General features: G+C 68.2%; 2 protein-coding genes (1 of these 2 running past the window's edge). Both read left to right on the top strand.

The window, feature by feature from the left end; translation table 11 throughout:
* Window positions 1-31 precede the first annotated feature (31 nt).
* Window positions 32-496 (top strand): Lrp/AsnC family transcriptional regulator, encoded by a 465-nt coding sequence (locus SGRAN_RS14675; protein WP_067184830.1) that lies wholly within the window; start codon window positions 32-34, stop codon window positions 494-496.
* A 191-nt stretch (window positions 497-687) separates the two neighbouring features.
* Window positions 688-19,247, top strand: partial view of an Ig-like domain-containing protein gene (locus tag SGRAN_RS22310; protein ID WP_067184827.1) — the start only. Its footprint extends 18,751 nt past the window's final position; only the first 18,560 of its 37,311 coding nucleotides appear in the window; the start codon lies at window positions 688-690; the stop codon falls past the right edge of the window.

The raw sequence follows: 19,247 nt of genomic DNA, 5'->3' as shown, positions 1-19,247 counted from the left end.
TTAAGTTTCATCCTCGTGCGATAGGGTTCGAATGGACGCCATCGACCGCAACATCGTCCGGCTGCTGCGCCTGAACGGGCGCATGCCGAATCGCGAGCTGGCGGCCGAAGTCGGCCTTTCCCCTTCGGCCTGCCTGCGCCGGGTCGGCAACCTGGAAGCGAGCGGGGTGATCCGCGGCTATACGGCGATCGTCGCGCCCACGGAACGGGACGGGCTGATCGTCATCATCCGCATCACGCTGGAGCGGCAGACCGAGGCCTATCTCAACCGGTTCGAGGAAGCCGTCCGCCAGCACCCGGAAATCGAGGAATGTTTCCTGATGACGGGCGATCCCGATTACATCCTGCGGATCACGGCCGCCGATGCCGCGGCCTACGAGGAAATCCACAAGACGATCCTGTCGCGCCTTCCCGGCGTCGAGCGCATTCATTCGAGCATCGCGGTGCGCAGCGTTCCGAAGCATGCGGGCGTGCGGCCGAAGGGTGCGTATCGCTGACGCCGCGGCGCGATTCCGCCGCGCGCGCTCCGACCTTGCCCGGCGCCTGAGGTCCGTATCCCCTATCCATAATGAAGCGCTGCGAAATTTCTCGCGCGCCATCGCGCGGGCGTGATCCGAAATCCCCCCATCGTGCGCATAGAAATATGGGATTCGATGGCGGCCGTCGCGTCGGAAGAGGGGGGATCGGAATGCTCAATGGTTTTAGGCGTGGAACGTCGCCTGGCCGCCCACTCGCCAATCTCTTCAGCTTCGGGGAAGGGGCCGCGCGCATCCGCGCCGAACAGCGCAAGGCGGCGCTGCGCCGATCGTCGATCCTGTCCAGCCGCCTGTCGGTCGAGGCGCTCGAGCCGCGCCTGCTGCTGTCCGCCGACGTCGCGCCGATCGATGTCGGACTCGGCCTTGGCCTTCCGTCCGGGCTGGTCGCCAGCATGGAGCCTTCCGCCAAGTTCCTGACCGTGATGCCGTTCGACGGGGCCGGCGCCGGTACCGGCATCGGCGGCATCGCGCCGGGCATCGACATGTCGGCGCTTTCGGTGCGGGTCGGCGGCTATGCGCTCGACGTTGACGGCGCCGACACGGCCAGCGGCTTTTATGCCCATGGCGGTTCCGGCAGCTCGGGACCGTCGGGCGCGCCGGGCATCACCGCCGCGCTGACGACTTTCGGTGGGGCGGACGGCGAGGGCGAGGGGATCTCGCTTCTGTCCTTGTCGGCCCCGACGGCCGTGCCCCCGGTCACCGGTTCGCTCGACGTGCCGGGCGCGACGCAGAGCTTCACCTTCACGCTGACCGAGGCGCGCAAGGTCTATTTCGATTCGCTGACCGACCGGTCGAACATCCGCTGGTCGCTGGTCGGGGCGAACGGCACGCTCGTCAACGGCCGTGCCTTCGGCGCGTCGGATTCGATCGACATCTCCGGATCGAACATCCTCGACCTGGCCGCCGGCGACTATCGGCTGACCGTCGATGGCGACGGCGACGCGACGGGGGCTTTCGCCTTTCGCCTGCTCGACATCGCCAATGCGGCGCCTATTCAGGCCGGCACGCTGGTTTCGGCGCAGAACGAGGGGCGCGCCACCGACCTCTATGCCTTCGATGCGGTCGCCGGCGAACGCTATTTCTTCGACCGGCAGACGCTGACCGGCGGCACGGTGAGCTGGCGGCTGATCGGTCCCGACGGCGAATATGTGCGCGGCCCGGACTATTATAACGATTCGGGCGTGTTCGCGCTCGATCGCACCGGCACCTACACGCTCGCGATCGAGGGGGCGGACAGCAACAGCGCCGCGTTCGACTATGGCTTCATCCTGTCGCGCGTGACCGCGGCCGAAGCCGCGCTGACGCCGGGCGAACTGGTGCGCGGGCGGATCGAGGGCGCGGGCGACACGATCACCTATATCTTCGATCTGGCGGGCGAGACGCGGCTGCTGTTCGACGCGCTGCGCGACGACCGCGGCTTTCAATGGAGTCTGGCCGGCCCGCGCGGCACGGTGGTCGACGGGCGCTATTTCTCCAATTCGGAAGGCAGCTCGGGCCAGCCCCTCCTGGCGCTGCCCGCGGGGCGCTACCGGCTGACGGTGGGCGGCGGCGGAAGCGACGCGCGGGGCGACTTCGCCTTCCGCCTGCTCGATGCGGGCGCGGCGCAGGACGTGACGGCGCTGCCCGGGTTCGGGGGCGCGGTCGGCGACGGCGGGGTGAGCGACGCGATCGGGCGCGGCGAGGGCGCGCCGCTCGACTATTCGGGGCTGCCCGGGACCGTCAACCACGGCTGGGACGTCAATCGGCAGAAGGACCTGATCGTCGCCGATTCGGACGCGTTGCGCCCGGCGACGCTGACGCTGGAGGCGTGGGTGCGCAGCGCGGAGGCCGTCGACGACGGCGACGGCGGCATCATCGTCTTCGGCGGCGATCCCTATCAGGCGATCCTGTTCAAGGGGTCGAGCACGTCGTGGGACGACGGCTATGGCCTGCTGCGGATCGGCGACACCGTCCGCTTCTATCTCAACGACTGGTACGACGCCTATATCGAGGCGCCGATCGAGAGCGAGCGGTGGGTGCATGTCGCCGCCACCTATGACGGCGCGGTCATGCGGCTTTACGTCGACGGCCTGCAGGTCGCCGAGCGCGACTTCGCCGAAGCGATCCGCCACAGCGGCGCGCCGCTGGTGATCGGCGGCGGCCCGCAGGCCTATTATCCGTGGAACGGGGCGATCGACGAGGTGCGCGTCTGGGACGTGGCGCGTTCGGCGGCCCAGATCGCCGCCGCGGCGCAGGCGCCGCTGTCGGGCGGCGAGAGCGGGCTCGTCGGCTATTGGCGGTTCGACGAGGCCGACGGATGGACCGCGGCCGATTCCTCGCCCTCCGGCTCGCCCGCGACCGGCGGCGCGCCGGCGACCGAAACGCGGCTCTACAGCTTCGCCGCAGCGAAGGGCGAGCATTGGTATTTCGACGTGGCGAGCCAGAGCGGCGCTTCGCTGACCGTGCGCGTCTACCGTCCGGACGGGACTCAACTCGTCGCGCCGACGGCGCTGGCCGACCTCAACCTCGCCAATCTGCCGATGGACGGCACCTATCTGATCGTGGTCGAAGGCGTTGTCGGCAACGGCGGTGCCGCCGCCTTTTCCGCGCGCATGGTCAAGGTCGCCGATCCGACGCGCGCGATCGCCGTCGATACCCTCGTCACCGGGCGGCGCGAGCCCGGCGAGCGGCACACGCTGACCTTCACCCTGACGCAGCCGTCGCGGCTGCTGTTCGATTCGCTGACCAGCCGCTGGGACCTCCACTGGACGCTGATCGGACCGCGCGGCGCCGAGGTGAACCAGCGCGCCTTCGCCTATTCGGATTCGCTCGACCTGTCGTCGGGCCTGTCGTCGCTGCTCGACCTGCCCGCCGGCACCTACAGCCTGATCGTCGACAGCAGCGCCGGCGAGGCGCTCGATTACGCTTTTCGCCTGATCGACACCGCGAATGCCCAGCCGGTCGCGCTCGACGCCGACGTCACCGGCAGCTTCGCGACCGGCGGGACGAGCAACGTCTATCGCTTCGACGCCGCGGCGGGCGACAAGGTGACGCTCGAACGGCTGATCGATGCGACATCGAGCGACTACAGCATCGGCTGGCGGCTGTTCGACCCGTTCGGGCGGCAGGTGACGAACGCGAACTACCTCTATGGCACCTCGACCGTCGATCTGCGCGTCACCGGCACCTATACGCTTGCGATCGAGCAGCGGGTCGGAGCCGCGCCGATCGGCTATGGCTTCCGCGTCAACCTGACCGAGCATGTCGCGCTGCCCGACATATCGGGCGGCGCGCTGTTCCAGCCCGGCGACACGCTGTCGGGCACGCTGGTCGCCGGCGGCGAGCCGGGCCTCCATCGCTTCACCGTCGCCGGTCCGACGCGGCTCATTTTCGATTCGCTGACCAACGACAGCGGCAAGACATGGGCGCTGCTGGGGCCGAACGGCGTCGAGGTGAACGGCCGCAGCTTCAGCGCCAGCGATGGCACCAGCATCAGCGGCAGCGCGGTGATCGACCTTCCCGCGGGCGGAACTTATCAGTTGCGGGTGTCGGGCACGGCCGGCGCCTATTCGATGCGGCTGCTCGACCTGGCGGCGGCGACGCCGATCACGCCCGGCGGCGCGCTGGTCGAGAGCCGGCTGCTGCCCTCGCGCGCGACCGACATGTACAGCTTCACCGGCGTCGCCGGCGAGACGCTCTATCTTGATACCCAGACCGCGCTCAGCAGCGGCAGCTTCCGGCTGATCGATCCGTTCGGCCGGATGGTCGTCGGGCCCGTGGGCTTCGCGGACCGCGAACTGGCGCTGCCGGTCGACGGCACCTATGTCCTGTTGATCGAGGGGCGGGTGGCGAACACCGCCGCCGACGACGATTATTCCTTCATCCTCAACCGCCCGCGCGATCCCGCGCCGCTCGACCTGACGCTCGGCGCGCGGATCGACGGCGTTCTGGCGGCGGCGGGCGACGTCCAGCGCTATCGCTTTCAGCTTTCGTCGGAGCGGCTGCTGGCCCTCGACAGCTTCACCGGCAGCACGACGCTGACGTGGCGCCTGAAGGGACCCGGGATCGATTATTCGGCGTCGCTGCGCGATGCTGACGGCGCCTTTCAGGGCACGCGCCCGCCGCTGATGCTCGCGGCCGGGGAATATGAACTACTGATCGACGGTACCGGCGCGGCGGTCGGTCCCTATGCCTTTCGCCTGCTCGACCTTGCCGCGACTGCGACGCCGCTTGCCGCCGATGGCGCGACGATCGCGGGCGCGCTGGCGCCGTCGAGCGAAACCGATGTCTATGCGCTCGACCTGACCGCGGGCGAGACGATCGTCTTCGACGCGCAGACGGTGCCGGCCACCACCACGATCCGCCTGGTCGATTCCTTCGGCAACGAGGTGACGGGCGCGTTGACCTTCGCCGACCGGACGCTGGTCGCCGCGGTCACCGGGCGCCACTATCTGCTGGTCGAGGGACGCGCCACCAACACGGCGGAGAGCAGCGCCTACAGCTTTGCGCTGGCCCGGCCGGTCGACCCCGCGCCGCAGGCGATCGCGCTGGGCGAGACGGTCAGCACCGCGATCGCGCGGCCGACCGAGGTCAACCGCTTCACGTTCACGCTGACCGAGGCGACGCGCGTCTATTTCGATTCGCTGACCAACGATTCGACGATCCGCTGGGCGCTGCGCGGCGCGACCGGAACGGTCAGTTCCGCCGATTTCTATTACAGCGATTCCGAAGTGTCGGGCGAGCGGGTGCTGACGCTGGCGCCCGGCAGCTATGAGATCGCCGTGCAGGCGGACGGTTATCGCACCTCGTCCGCCAGCTTCCGCCTGCTCGACCTTGCGGACGCGGCGCCGGTGGCGTTCGGGCAGAGCGTCAGCGGGCGGCTGGAGCCGTCGAGCGAGACCGACATGTACCGTTTCGACGCGGCGGCGGGCGAGCGATTCTATTTCCAGAGCCTGCTGGGCATCGGCAATGCGACGCTGCGGATCATCCGGCCCGACGGAACGCAGACGCGCACCCCGACATCGGTCGGCGATTATGAGTTCACCGCCGACCAGGCGGGCACCTATGTCGTGATGATCGAGGGGCGGGTTTGGGACGCGGCGGCGCGCGATTATCGCTTTGCGCTGCACCGGGCGACGACCGCCGCGACGGCGATCGCGCTCGACGGCAATGTCGAGCAGCCGTCGCTGCTGCGCCCCGGCAAGATCGGCGACGCGCTGTCGATGACGACGCACGAGCAGATACTGGTCGACGATCCCGCGCTGGACCTGCGCGAGGATCTGACGGTCGAGTTCTGGCTGAATCCCGAGCGGATGACCAACAGCTGGACGCCGCTGATCTACAAGGGCGAAGGGACCGACGGGCGCGGCTATACGCTGTGGTACAACAGCAGCGGCTATGTCCACCTGTCGAGCTATCGCGGGACGGCCAACGACACGCTGGAGACGGCGAGCGGATCGGTGCCGCAGGGCCAGTGGACGCATGTCGCCGCGGTGATCGAGCGCAGCACGGGGCAGATGCGCATCTATCTGAACGGCGTGCTGGTCGCGTCGCGCACCAATGTCCCCACCGCGCCGCATAACGGCAGCGCCGCCTCGCCGCTCTACATCGGCACCGGCCCCGAACAGAACGACAGCTACCAGAAGCTGGAAGGCGCGATCGACGAATTGCGCATCTGGGACCATGGACGGTCGGCGGAGGAAATTCTCGCCGGGATGGACGGGGTGCCGTCGGACACCGGCGGGCTCGTGCTGCGGATGGATTTCGATGCGATCGCGGGCGGCACGGTCCGCAACCAGGTGTCGGGGGCGGATGTCCCCGTCCTGCGCGACCTGGCGGGACTGGACGGGGTGATCGAGGGGCGGCTGACGACGCCGGGCGATACGCGGACATACAGCTTCACCGTCGCCGAACCGAAGATGCTGCTGTTCGACGCGTTGCACAACAACAGCCAGATGACCGTCACCATCACCGGACCGGGCGGCGTTTCGGCGGCGCGCAACATGCGCAACGGCGAAAGCCACGAATATGGCAGCGGCAATCCGCTGATCGAGGTCGGGCCGGGGACCTATACCGTGACCGTCGACGGCACCGGCGCGGCCACCGGCGCCTATGCCTTTCGCCTGATCGACGTCGGAGCCGCGCCCGTCCTGCCGCAGGGTAGCGTCGCGACGGGGCGGTCCAGCGGGTCGCGCGACAATGCCGTGTGGCGGATCGACGCGGCGGCCGGGGACCGGCTGTTCATCGACCTGCAGCAGTTCGGCGGATCGCTGGGCCGCGCCAGCTTCCGCCTGTTCGACCCCTTCGGACGGCAGATTTCCGGTCCGGTGCAGGTCGGCGACATCGACACCGGCGTGCTCGCCTATGGCGGCACCTACACGCTGGTGATGGAGATGCGCGCGGCGGTCGTGAACTGGCCGGTCGATTATCGCGTGGCGGTGTATAACATGGCGCAGACCGCGCCGGTGCCGATCACGCTCGACGGGCCGAACCCCGATGCGCCGACGGTCGTCGCCGGGGTCGACGGCAACGCGCTGAAGCTGCGCGGGGTCGATTATGTCGAACTGCCCGACGGACCCGACGTCGACCTGACCCGCAATTTAACGATCGAGGGCTGGTTCTTCCTCGACCGCTTCACCAGCAGCTGGATGCCCGTGGTGTCGAAGGGGCTGGGCGACACCGCGCCCTATCGCCTGGCGGTCAACAGCAGCGGCCAGATCTGGGCGACGGTGCGCGATGCATCCGGGCGCGAGGACGTCACCAGCGCGAGCGGCGTGGTGCCGACCGGCGAGTGGGTCCACATGGCGATGGTCGTCGATCGCGACAACCGGACGCTCAAACTCTATGTCAATGGCCAGGAAGCCGCGTCGCGGCAGATCCGCCTGAACGACAATGTCGACGTCGCCGACCCCTTCTACATCGGCTATTATGACGACGAGTCGAGCTATGCCCCGATCGAAGGGGCGGTCGACAGCTTCCGCCTGTGGGGCGTCGCGCGCAGTGCGGCGGAGATCGCCGCCGACATGGCATCGGCACCCCCCGCCGGGACGCCCGACCTGAAGATCGCGCTCGATTTCGATTCGACCAGCCTGCCCGCGGGCGCGCTGCTGCGCAGCACCAACCCCAATGGCGTGACGGGACGTATCGCGACGCCGGGCGCCGAGAACCGCTACAGCTTCACGCTGACCCAGACGACTCTGGCGCTGTTCGACAGCCTGACCAACAACAGCCGGCTGCGCTGGAGCCTGACCGGCCCCGATGGCGACCTGATCGTCGACGGACGCCGCTTCGACCAGTCGGATTCCTTCACTTTCACCGGCAATCCGGTGCTGGCGCTCGCGGCGGGCCGCTATGAGCTGACGATCGACGGCATCGACGATGCGGTCGCCGACTATAATTTCCGCCTGCTCGACCTCGCCAATGCGGCGCCGCTGGCGATGGGCAGCCGCGTGACGGCGTCGCTGACCCCGTCGAACGCGACCGCGATCCATCGTTTTTCCGCCAATGCGGGCGAATCCTTCTTCTTCGACGTGCTGAGCGTCAAGAGCGACGTGCGCTGGCGGCTGATCGACCCGAACGGCAACATCGTCTTCAACCAGCAGTCGATGGCCGACATCGACGGGCAGCTTCTGGCGCTCAGCGGGACCTATACGCTGCTGATCGAGGGGCGCATCGATCAGGGGCTGGCCGCGGCCTATGATTTCATCATCTATCCGATGGCGGTGCAGACCGCGCCGCTGACCATCGGCGCGCAGATTTCCTCCACCATCTCGCAGCCCGGCGAGCGCGACGTCTACAGCTTCACGCTGACCGAACGGACGCGGCTCGTCTTCGACTCGCTGCTCTATCAGGGCGAGCTCAACTGGTCGCTGGCGGGGCCGGACGGACAGATCGTGTCGGCGCGCCGCTTCGACCAGAGCGACGGGCTGAACTTCACCGGCAACCCGGTTCTCGACCTTGCGGCCGGCACCTACACGCTGACCATCGACGGCAATCGCCAGTTCACCGGCGCCTATGCTTTCCGCCTGCTCGACCTCGCGGCGGCGGAGCTTCTGGTCGCCAATCAGGGGACGACCGGCAATCTGGGGCCGCAGGGCCGCGAGACGGCGGCCTATCGTTTCGAGGCGACGGAAGGGATGCGGTTCGGCATCGATGTGCTGAACAGCCCCAACTACAATCATCGCCTGCGGCTGATCGATCCGCTGGGGCAGGTCGTGTTCGGCCCGACCTCGATGCAGGACAGCGGGCTGATGACCGCGGCGATGGCGGGCACCTATACCCTGCTGGTCGAAGGCTATGCCGCCGAAGGCAGCAATTTCAGCTACAGCTTCCTGCTCGACGTCGCGGCGCAGCCGCCCGCCAACGGGGCGACCGGACAGGATTTCGACGCCGCCGGGTTGCCCTATGTGCTGGTCAATCACCAGGGGGCGGCCGCGCAGGTGCTGCGCGACGGCGAGAATGATTTCCTGCGGCTGACCGATGCGCTGAACAGCAATCCGCACAACGGCGTCTTCTTCTCCGCGACCGGCAGTGGACGGCAGGACGTCGTCGATGTCGGCTTCGATTTCCGCATCGAGCGGCGCGCGGGGCAGGCGACCGACCCCGACGGCATCGCCTTCGCCTGGCTGCCCGTCGCGCTCTATGGCGCCGGCGGTCCGGGGCCGACGATCCCGCGCAGCGGGTCGAGCGGTCTCGAGCCCAATGTCGCGGGGGCGCTGGGGATCGGCTTCGACAGCTTCGCCAACAACGGCGAGGTCAACGCCAACCATGTGTCGATCCATTACAACGGGGTGAAGCTGACCGACATCGCCAGCCCAGGCCTGACGCTGGCCAGCGGCGATTGGACGCACGCGCGCATCCTGATGACGCGCACCGCCGGCGGCACGCTGCTGACCATCCGGCTGACCGCCGAGGGCGGCGCCGTGATCGAGGTCGTCACCGACTATTTCATTCCCGGCATGGAGCTGGAGGCGGGGCGCGTCGCGCTCAGCGCCTCGCAGGGCACCTCGACCGGCGATCAGGACGTCGACAATATCGCCGTCGCCATGACCCCCGCGGCGACGGCGATGCCCGCCGTGCCGTTCGGCGAGGCGGTGACCGGTTCGATCGCGCGCACCGGCGCGGTCGAGCGCTACAGCTTCACGATCACGCAGCCGACCGCGGTGGTGTTCGATCCGCTGACCAACAACAGCAATTTCCGCTGGCAGATCAGCGGGCCGAGCCAGACCCCGGCGGCGCGCCAGTTCACCGCGTCGGATTCGCTGAACTTCAGCGACAATCCGGTCATGCTGCTCCAGCCGGGGACCTACAGCCTGGCGATCTCGGCCGGGACGGCGACGGGCAGCTATGCCTTCCGCCTGCTCGACCTGGCGCAGGCGGCGGCGCTGACCCCGGGCGAGCAGCAGTCGGTGACGCTGAATCCGGGCAACATGACCCAGTTGTTCCATTTCGACGGAACCGCGGGCGAGCGCCTGTTCTTCGACTATATGAGCGGCGCGACGCTGCCCTATTGGCGGCTGATCGACCCGCGCGGCAACACGGTGTTCACCCCGCGCTCGATCGGGTCGGATTCGCAGGTCGAGCTGACCGAGACCGGCCGCTACACGCTGATGGTCGAGGGGCGCATCGCCAATGCGGAACCGCAGACGACGGCGTTCCGCCTGGTGTCGATGACCGACCGCAGCGCGGCGCTGACCGTCGGCGCGACGACGCAGGGGACGGTGCCGCTGCCCGGCGACCGGATGCGCTACAGCTTCTCGCTGACGCAGGATGCGCTGCTGCTGTTCGACAGCCTGACCAACAACGGCAATTTCCGCTGGAGCTTGACCGGGCCGCAGGGCACGACGATCCAGGACCGCACCTTCGCCAACAGCGATTCGCAGTCGCGGACCGACGCCACGCCCTTCCGGGCCGCGGCGGGCGACTATGTGCTGACGGTGTGGGCGAACAACGACGTCACCGGCGATTATGCCTTCCGCCTGCTCGACCTTGCGTCGGCGTCCGCGATCGCGCTCGATACCGTCATCGACGGCCTGCTCGAACCCGCCAACAGCACCGGCCTGTATAATTTCGTCGGCGAGGCCGGCGACAAGCTGTTCTTCGACTATCTGTCGTCGGGGCCGACCGGACGCTGGCGGCTGATCGATCCGCAGGGCCGCCAGATCGTCTACAACAACACCGGCGCGAGCAGCGACATGGGGCCGGTCGTGCTGACGCGTTCCGGCACCTATACGCTGGTGGTCGAGGGGCATGTCACCGTCGCGGGCGCGTCGGCGCCGGTCCAGTTCAAGGTGTCGAAGCTGGTCGACAAGGTCGCGCCGCTGACGCTCGGCGCAACCCATTCGGGCACGTTCGCGCAGCCGCAGCAGGAGGATGTCTATCGCTTCACGCTGGCGGAAGGCACATTGCTGCTCGTCGATCCGCTGACCAGCGACGGCAGCCTCGTCTGGACGTTGACCGGGCCGCGCGGCGAGGTGGCGAGCAAGAATTTCCAGTCGTCGGACGGCGCGTCGGTCGGCGCCGCCAACCCGGTGCTGGTCGTCCCGGCGGGCGACTATGAACTGCGGGTGCGCAACAACAGCACGACCGCGCGCGACTATGCGCTGCGCGTCCTCGATCTCGCCGCCGCGACCCCGATCACCCCCGGCCTGCCGGTGACGGGGACGCTGAGCCCCGGATCGGAGACCGAGGCGTTCCGTTTCGATGGCGAAGCCGGCGAACGCTATTATTTCGACCGTCAGGCCCTGTCGGGCGGCAGCGCCTATTGGCGGCTGATCGCGCCCAACGGGCGGCAGTTGTTCAGCGGCTATTTCAACGACGTCGACAGCTACGTCCTGCCCGACATGGGCACCTACACGCTGCTGCTCGAAGGCTATATCGGCGACGTCGGTTCGGTCTATACCTATGGCTTCAACGTCTTCGAGAACCCCGAAACCGCGCCGATCCCGATTCCGGGGCTGGAGGTGCGCCCCGCCCCCGACCTGATCCCGCAGGGCGTCACGGTCAGCGGCGAGGGGGCGATCCAGTCGGGCGGCACGATCACCGTCGCGTGGCAGACGCGCAACGACGGCACGCTGCCCGCGACCGGGACATGGTCGGACCGGCTGATCCTGCGCAACCTCGACACCGGGCAGATCATCGGCAATTTCGTGATAGCCGACAACGGCGGCGACCTGGCGCCCGGCGCGTCGCGCCAGCGCCAGACGACGGTGAGCCTGCCGACCGGCAACGCCGGTGTCGGCCAGATCGTCGCGATCGTGACGACCGATATCGCGAACGCGGTGGCGGAGGAGAATGCCTCGGGATCGGCCGAGACCAACAATGAGGCGTCGGTCGAATTCCAGTCGATCCTTGCGCCCTTCATCGACCTGACCGTCGGCCAGGTCGCGGTGGAACCGGCAAGCGGCTGGAAACCCGGCGATACCGTCACGATCAACTGGACGACCACCAACAGCGGCAACCGGCCGACCACGGGCGGTTTTTCGGAGCGCATCGTCGTGCGTAACGCGTCGAGCGGGCAGCAGGTGCTGCTCGCCACCGTCGCGGCGGCCCCGATCGACGCGGGCGCGTCGCGCAGCGGCAGCTACAGCATCGTCTGGCCCGAGGGGCTGATCGGGCACGGCCAGTTCACCTTCACCGTCACCACCGACATCCTCGATCAGGTCGCGGAGGCGAACGACGCCGGAACCGGCGAGACGAACAACGCGGCGGCGCTGACGATCACCTCGGCCCCCGATCTGGTGATCCGCGACATGGCGATCGACGCCACCGCCCCGCAGGCGGGCGACAGCATCACGCTGAGCTGGACCGAGGCCAATATCGGCAATGCCGCGACGCTGGCGGGCTGGAACAACCGGGTGCTGGTGCAGAACATCACCACCGGCGAGACTTTGCTCGATACCGCGGTCGCGAGCGACATGCTGCTCGCCGCCGGAGCGGAGCGGGCGCGCAGCTTCACCTTCAAGCTGCCCGACGGCGCGCGCTCGGTCGGGTCGATCTGCGTCACCCTGTATGCCGACCAGAATGCCGGGGGCGGCGGCAATGCCGTGCGCGAGGTCGCCGACGGCCGCAACGCCGAAGGCAACAACAGCGCGCAACTGACGATGCCCGTCGCGGCGCGCGTCTATGCCGACCTGCGCGTCGGCGACGTCGGCGCGCCGCCGACCGCGATCGGCGGCGGGACGATGACGGTGAGCTGGCGGGTCGACAATGCCGGCGCGTCGGCGTCGGCCGAGGGCGGCTGGGTCGACCGGGTGATCCTGAGCGCCGATGCGGTGCTCGGCAACGGCGACGACATCTTCATCGGCGAATATCGCCGCACCGATCCGCTCGCCGAAGGCGGCAGCTATACGGCGTCGCTCGACATCGCGCTGCCCTCCGACATCGGCGGCCTCTACCGCCTGTTCGTCGTCACCGACGCGGGACAGGCCGTGGTGGAGCCCGATACGCGCGCCGACAACGCCAGCGCGCCGGTGGAAATCCAGATCAGCGCGACCGCGCCGAATCTGGTGGCGGACGCGGTGTCGGGGCCCGCCGGCACGGTGTTCGGCGGCGATCCCTTCACCGTGTCGTGGCGCGTCCGCAACACCGGCGACGCCCCCGCGGCGGGCGGGCATATCGACCGGTTGATCCTGTCGGCCGACGGCGTCGTCGACGCGAACGATCTGGTGCTGGCCGAGGTGGTGCGCGGATCGGGGCTCGCGGTCGGCGACAGCTACACCGCCAGCGTCGAGGTGCGGGTGACCGACGGCCGCGTCGGCGACTATCGCCTGATTCTGGTGACCGATGCCGGGCAGACGGTGTTCGAGAATTTCCTGGAGAGCGACAACAGCGTCGTGTCGCCGGTGGTGCGCTTCGCCGCGACGGCGGCGCCCAATCTGGTTGTCGACAGCGTTTCGGTGCCGCCGGGCGCGGTGCCCGGCGAGACCGTCCTCGTCACCTATGTCATCCGCAACACGGGCGAGAGCGCGGCGACCGCGCCGTGGGTCGACCGTATCTATATCGACGACGACACGACGATTTCGGGCGCGCAGCAGCTTGCGTCGGTGCCGCGCAATTTCGATCTTGCGCCCGGCGAATCCTATGAGGTCAAGCAGCTCGTCACCATTCCGACCGGCTATACCGACGGCGAATGGCGCATCTTCGTGCGCGCCGACGCGCAGGGCCAGGTCTATGAAGGCGGACGCGACGGCGACAACGACGGCATGTCGGGCGCGCTGATGCTGACCCATCCGGACCTGGTGCCGGTGCTGATCCAGGGGCCGGAAGGCGGCAACGCCGAATCCTTCTCCGAAATCGAGGTGCGCTGGCAGATCCGCAACGACGGCACCGGTTCGACGCTGGGCGGCTGGACCGATACCGTCTGGCTGTCGCGCGACGACGATGTGGTCGGCGCGGGCGACATCAAGCTGGGCGAGCTGATCGCGCAGGCACAGCTCGCGGCGGGCGCGATCTATGACGGGGTGCTCAAGGTCACGCTGCCGATCGACGCCAGCGGTCCCTGGCGCCTGATCGTCCAGTCGGACAGCGGCGGGGTCGTCGCCGAAACGGCGGCGGGCGAGGCGAACAACATCGGGTCGATCGCGCTCAACGTCGGGCTGTCCGATTATGCCGACCTCGAGGTCAGCGACGTCACGGCGCCCGCGCAGACGATCGACGATCCCGCGCGCGTCCGCGTCGAGTGGACCGTCACCAACGTCGGCACCGGCGCCGGTTTTACCCACGGCTGGACCGACCGGGTGATCGTGTCGCGCGACGGCGTGCTCGGCAACAATGACGACATCGTGCTCGGCGAATATGTCCACAGCGGCGCGCTGAACGTCGGAGAGACCTATCGCGCGGGGCTCGACCTGATCCTGCCGGCCGGATTCCACGGCCGCTACACGCTGTTCGTACAGTCGGACGCGAAGGGCGAGGTGTTCGAGAATGGCGCGGAGGCGAACCGCGGCGTGCTGGCGGGGAATTTCGACGTGTCGCCGATTCCGTGGGCGGACCTGGTCGTCGCGTCGGTCGCGGTTCCCGCCGGCGCGGTGTCGGGACAGACGATCGACGTCACCTGGCGCGTCACCAATCAGGGCATCGGGCTGACCAACAGCGGCGAGTGGTTCGATCAGGTCTATCTGGAACGGGCCGACGGCACCGGCCGGGTGCGGCTGGGCAGCGTCAACCACCTCGGCTATCTGGCGCCGGGTGCCAGCTATGACCGCACGGCCAGCTTCCGCCTGCCCGACGGGCTGTCGGGCGCCTATCGTATCGTCGTCGAGACGCCGGGGTCGAGCGACCCGCGCAGCGGCCCCTATGAGTTCGTGTTCACTACCAACAACAGCCGCGCGTCGGACGCGATGGCGGTTGCGCTCGCCCCGCCGCCCGACCTGGTCGTCGACAGCATCTCCTTCCCCGCGACGGGTGTCGAGGGGCAGGTCATCGACGTCGAATGGACCGTCCGCAACGCCGGCACCGCCAATGCGACCGGAACGTGGACCGACCGCGTCTATCTGCGCAAGGTCGGCGACACGGGCGCCGGCACGCTGATCGGCACATACAGCTACACCGGGCCGCTGGAGGCCGGAAAGACCTATAGCCGCAAGGAGGAAATGCGGCTGCCGTCGAAGACGAGCGATCACTATGAGCTGATCGTCGTCACCGACGCGGGGAACAGCGTCTACGAGCATCTGAACGAGGACAACAACCGGCGGGTCAGCAGCACCGCGATCCTGGTGTCGGCGCTGCCGCGGCCCGACCTGCGCGTCAGCGAGGTCATCGCCCCCGACCGCATCACCGCCGGCGCGACCGCGTCGATCGAGTTCAAGGTCGTCAACCAGGGGCTGGTCGCCGCCAACGGGCTGTGGACCGATCAGGTGTGGCTGTCGCTCGACGACAAGATTTCCAACGACGACATATTGGTGTCGAGCCTGCAGAACCCGTCGGCGCTCGGCTCGCTGGAGGAATATCTGTCGGCCTCGGGGACCTTTACCATCCCCAAGCGCTTCCGCGGCACCGTCTATATCCTCGTCGCCACCGACAGCGGCAACGCCATCGACGAATGGCCGAACGACACGGCGCAGAGCAATATCGTCGCGCACGAAATCTTCGTCGATCCGATCCCCTTCGCCGATCTGGTGGTCGACAGCGTCGTCGCCCCGGCGCAGGCGTTCGAGGGCAACAGCGTCACCGTACGCTACAGCGTCACCAACCGCGGCGCCGGCGACACCGACCTCGGCCGCTGGACCGAGCAGATCTGGCTGACCCGCGACAAGAACCGGCCGCATCCGGGGCAGGGCGACATCCTGCTGACGACACTGACCTATGACGGCGGCATCCTGGTCAAGGATGCGGGATACGACCGCGAACTGACGCTGACGCTGCCCGAGGGGCTGGTGTCGGGCACCTATTACATCATGCCGTGGGTCGACCCCTATGCGACGCTGCTCGAGGATTCGCTCGCGACCAACGTTAATCCCGACGACCCGAACGAGATCAACAGCAGCAACTATCGCGCCCGCGCGATCGACATCGTCGGCGTCCCGCCGCAGACCTTTACCCGCGCGATCGCCGTCGATGCGGTCACGGCCGATCCGGTCGGCGTCGGCGGGGGGCAGTTCAACGTCAGCTGGACGGTCCGTTCCAACGGCAACGCGGCTGCGGCCAAGTGGATCGATCGCGTCTATCTGGCCGATGCGCCGCTGCTCGAAAACGCGACGCGGCGCTTCGACCTCGGCAGCTTCGACAATCTGAAGCCGCTCGACCCCGGCCAGTCCTACACCAACAGCCAGACCTTCACGCTGAACCCCGCAGCGGCGGGGATGTACGTGATCGTCGTGTCGCAGCTGGCGGGCGATCCGAACAATCTCGACAACAACGGCTTTGCCGCGACCAGCGTCACCAACGCGCCCGCCGACCTGCGCGTCGTCCAGGTCGTGCCGGCGGCGCCGTCGGCACCCGCCTATTCGGGCGAGAAGACCAGCGTCACCTATACGGTCGAGAACCGCGGCGGCGCGGTGTGGAGCGGCACCCAATATTGGACCGACGAAATCTGGATTTCGAAGGACCCGGTGTTCGACAAGGCGCGCGCGCAGAAGGTCGCGACGGTCAACGTCACCAACGGCCCGCTCGGCGCCGGGCAGAGCTATAGCCGCACCGCCGAATATTCCCTGCCGCCGGGGGTCGAGGGCGAATATTACGTCTACGTCGTCGCGAACTCGGCCGGCAACACGCCGGTACCCACCGACATCGTCCGCGATGGCGGCAACAGCACCCTGCTCGACCGCTTCGCCAAATATGCCTTCGAACTGCCGCAGGGCAACGTGGGGCAGGCCGCCTTCCCGGTCGTCTATCGCGAGCCCGACCTGCGCGTCACCGAGCTGACGCTGCCCGACACCATCGCCGCGGGCAGCACGATCACCATCAGCTTCAAGGTCGAGAATGTCGGCAACCGCGCGACGCGCGAGGACAGCTGGACCGACCGCGTCTATCTGTCGCTCGACGCCTCGCTCGACGAAGGCGACTGGCTGATGTCGCGCGAGAGCGCGCCGGGCGTGATCGTCCGCGCCGAGAACAAGCATGTCGGCGTGCTGGAGGCCGGCGAATCCTATTACGCCACCGTGACGGTGACGCTGCCCTTCGAGCTGAACGGGGCGATGCACGTCATCGCGATGACCGATTCGGAACTCGCCGATTCGGGCTATGCGAACAGCACCCTGTCGCCGCGCCTGAACGGCGTGCGCGGATTGCTGGCGGGCAAGGTCCGCGAGTTCCAGGGCGAAGGCAACAACAGCACGGCGAAGGCGGTGACGCTGACCCCCTATACGCCGCCGAACCTTCAGGTGACGGCGCTCACCGCGCCCGAACGCGCGGTGCGCGGGCAGACCTTCCGCCTCGAATATCGCGTGACCAACAACGGCGGGGCGACCCCGGCGCTGCAGGCGCAGTGGGACGACCTGATCTATCTGTCGCGCGATCCGTTCCTCGACCTGACGTCCGACCGCTATATCGGATCGGTCCGCCACACCGGCGGGCTGGCGGCCGGCGACAGCTATGACGTCGCGCTCGACCTTGCGGTGCCGACCGACCTCGGGACCGAGGCCTATTATGTCTTCGTCGTGTCCGACCCCGCGCGCTACAACGCGACCGGACAGGTTTTCGAGAGCGACGAGCGGGACAATTCGCGCGTCAGCGCCATCCCGATGGTGATCGAATTGCCGCCGCCGACCGATATCCAAGTCGTCGATATCGTCGTCCCCGGCGACCGGCGGCCGGGCGATCAGGTGACGATCAACTGGACGGTCAGGAACGTCAGCGACGTCGTCGCGGCGGGGCGCTGGACCGACGCCGTCTATCTGTCGCGCGACGCGACCTGGGACGTCGGCGACAAGCTGCTCGGCCGCGCCGATTACGGCGGCGTCCTCAATCCCGACGGCACCTACACGCTCAGCCTGACGACGACGCTGCCCGGCGCGGCGGCGGGCGACTATCGCATCATCGTCCGCGCCGACGTGCGCAACCAGCTTCACGAGGATGTCGGCGAGGCGAACAACACCACCGCGTCGGCCGAGACGCTGTCGATCGCCGTCGATACGCTGACGCTCGGCATCCCGCTGACCGTCGCGCTGGCGCCGGGGCAGGAACGGCTCTACCGGATCGAGGTTCCCGCCGACAAGACGCTGCGCCTGCGCGTCGGCTCCGACGACGAACGCAGCATCAACGAGGTGTTCGTGCGCCACGACGAGGTGCCGACCTCGGCCGCGTTCGACGCGACCTATACCGGCCCGCTGGCGCAGGAACTGACGGCGATCGTCCCCGGCACCGAACCCGGCGTCTATTATGTGCTGGTGCGCGGCTACAGCGGCCCCGCCGACGGATCGCAGGTGACGCTGGTCGCCGACCTGCTGCCGCTGGTCATCACCGACATCCAGACCGATCGCGGCGGCGATTCGCGCTATGTGACGACGACGATCAAGGGCGCGCAGTTCCACCCCGACGCCATCGTCAAGGTGTCGCGTCCCAATATCGCCGAATATGAACCCGTCGCGTGGAAGGTCGTCGACGCGTCGACGATCATCGCGACCTTCGATTTCACCGACGCGCCGCACGGCCTTTACGACATCAAGGTCATCAACCCCGACGGCGCCCAGTCGAGCGAGCCCTATCGCTTCCTGATCGAGCGCGGGATCGAGCCCGAGGTGACGATCGGCGTCGGCGGCCCGCGGGTGATCCTGGCGGGCGATCAGGCGACCTATTCGGTGGCGCTGGAGAACCGGTCGAACCTCGACGCGCCCTACACCTATTTCCAGGTCGGCGTGCCCGAGCTGGGCAGCAACCAATATGTCTATGGCCTGCGCTTCCTCGACTTCTTCACCAACGTCCGCGGCGCGCCCGAAGGCGTGCTGGCGGGGGTCAACGCGCTGGTGCCGTGGCTGGGCCTCGAATCGATCACTAACACCAACGGCCAGCTCATCACTTCGGGCTTCCTCTACGATCATCCGGCGGACGGCTTCACGGGCTTCACCTTCAACGTCTCGACCTATCCGGGGCTGAAGGCGATGGCGGACCGCTCGTTCGAGGCGTTCCGCGCGCAGATGGCGCAATCCTTCCCATCGCTCGACAATCTGCTGGCGGCGGGCGAGGGGAATCTCGAAAACTGGTGGGATGCGGTCAAGGACCTGATCGCCGACCAGCTTCCCGCCGCGCGCGGGGTGCTCGACCAGCTCGACTTCGTCGGCCTCTACCAGTCGAACGC

The sequence above is a fragment of the Sphingopyxis granuli genome (genome assembly GCF_001559015.1).
GTDB classification, from domain to species: Bacteria; Pseudomonadota; Alphaproteobacteria; order Sphingomonadales; family Sphingomonadaceae; genus Sphingopyxis; species Sphingopyxis granuli.
This window is presented reverse-complemented; position numbering and strand designations above follow the sequence as displayed.

What these genes read in the sequence shown, in the direction of transcription:
- SGRAN_RS14675 (WP_067184830.1), top strand. Translation starts at nt 32, where the DNA reads ATGGACGCCATCGACCGCAACATCGTCCGGCTGCTGCGCCTGAACGGG.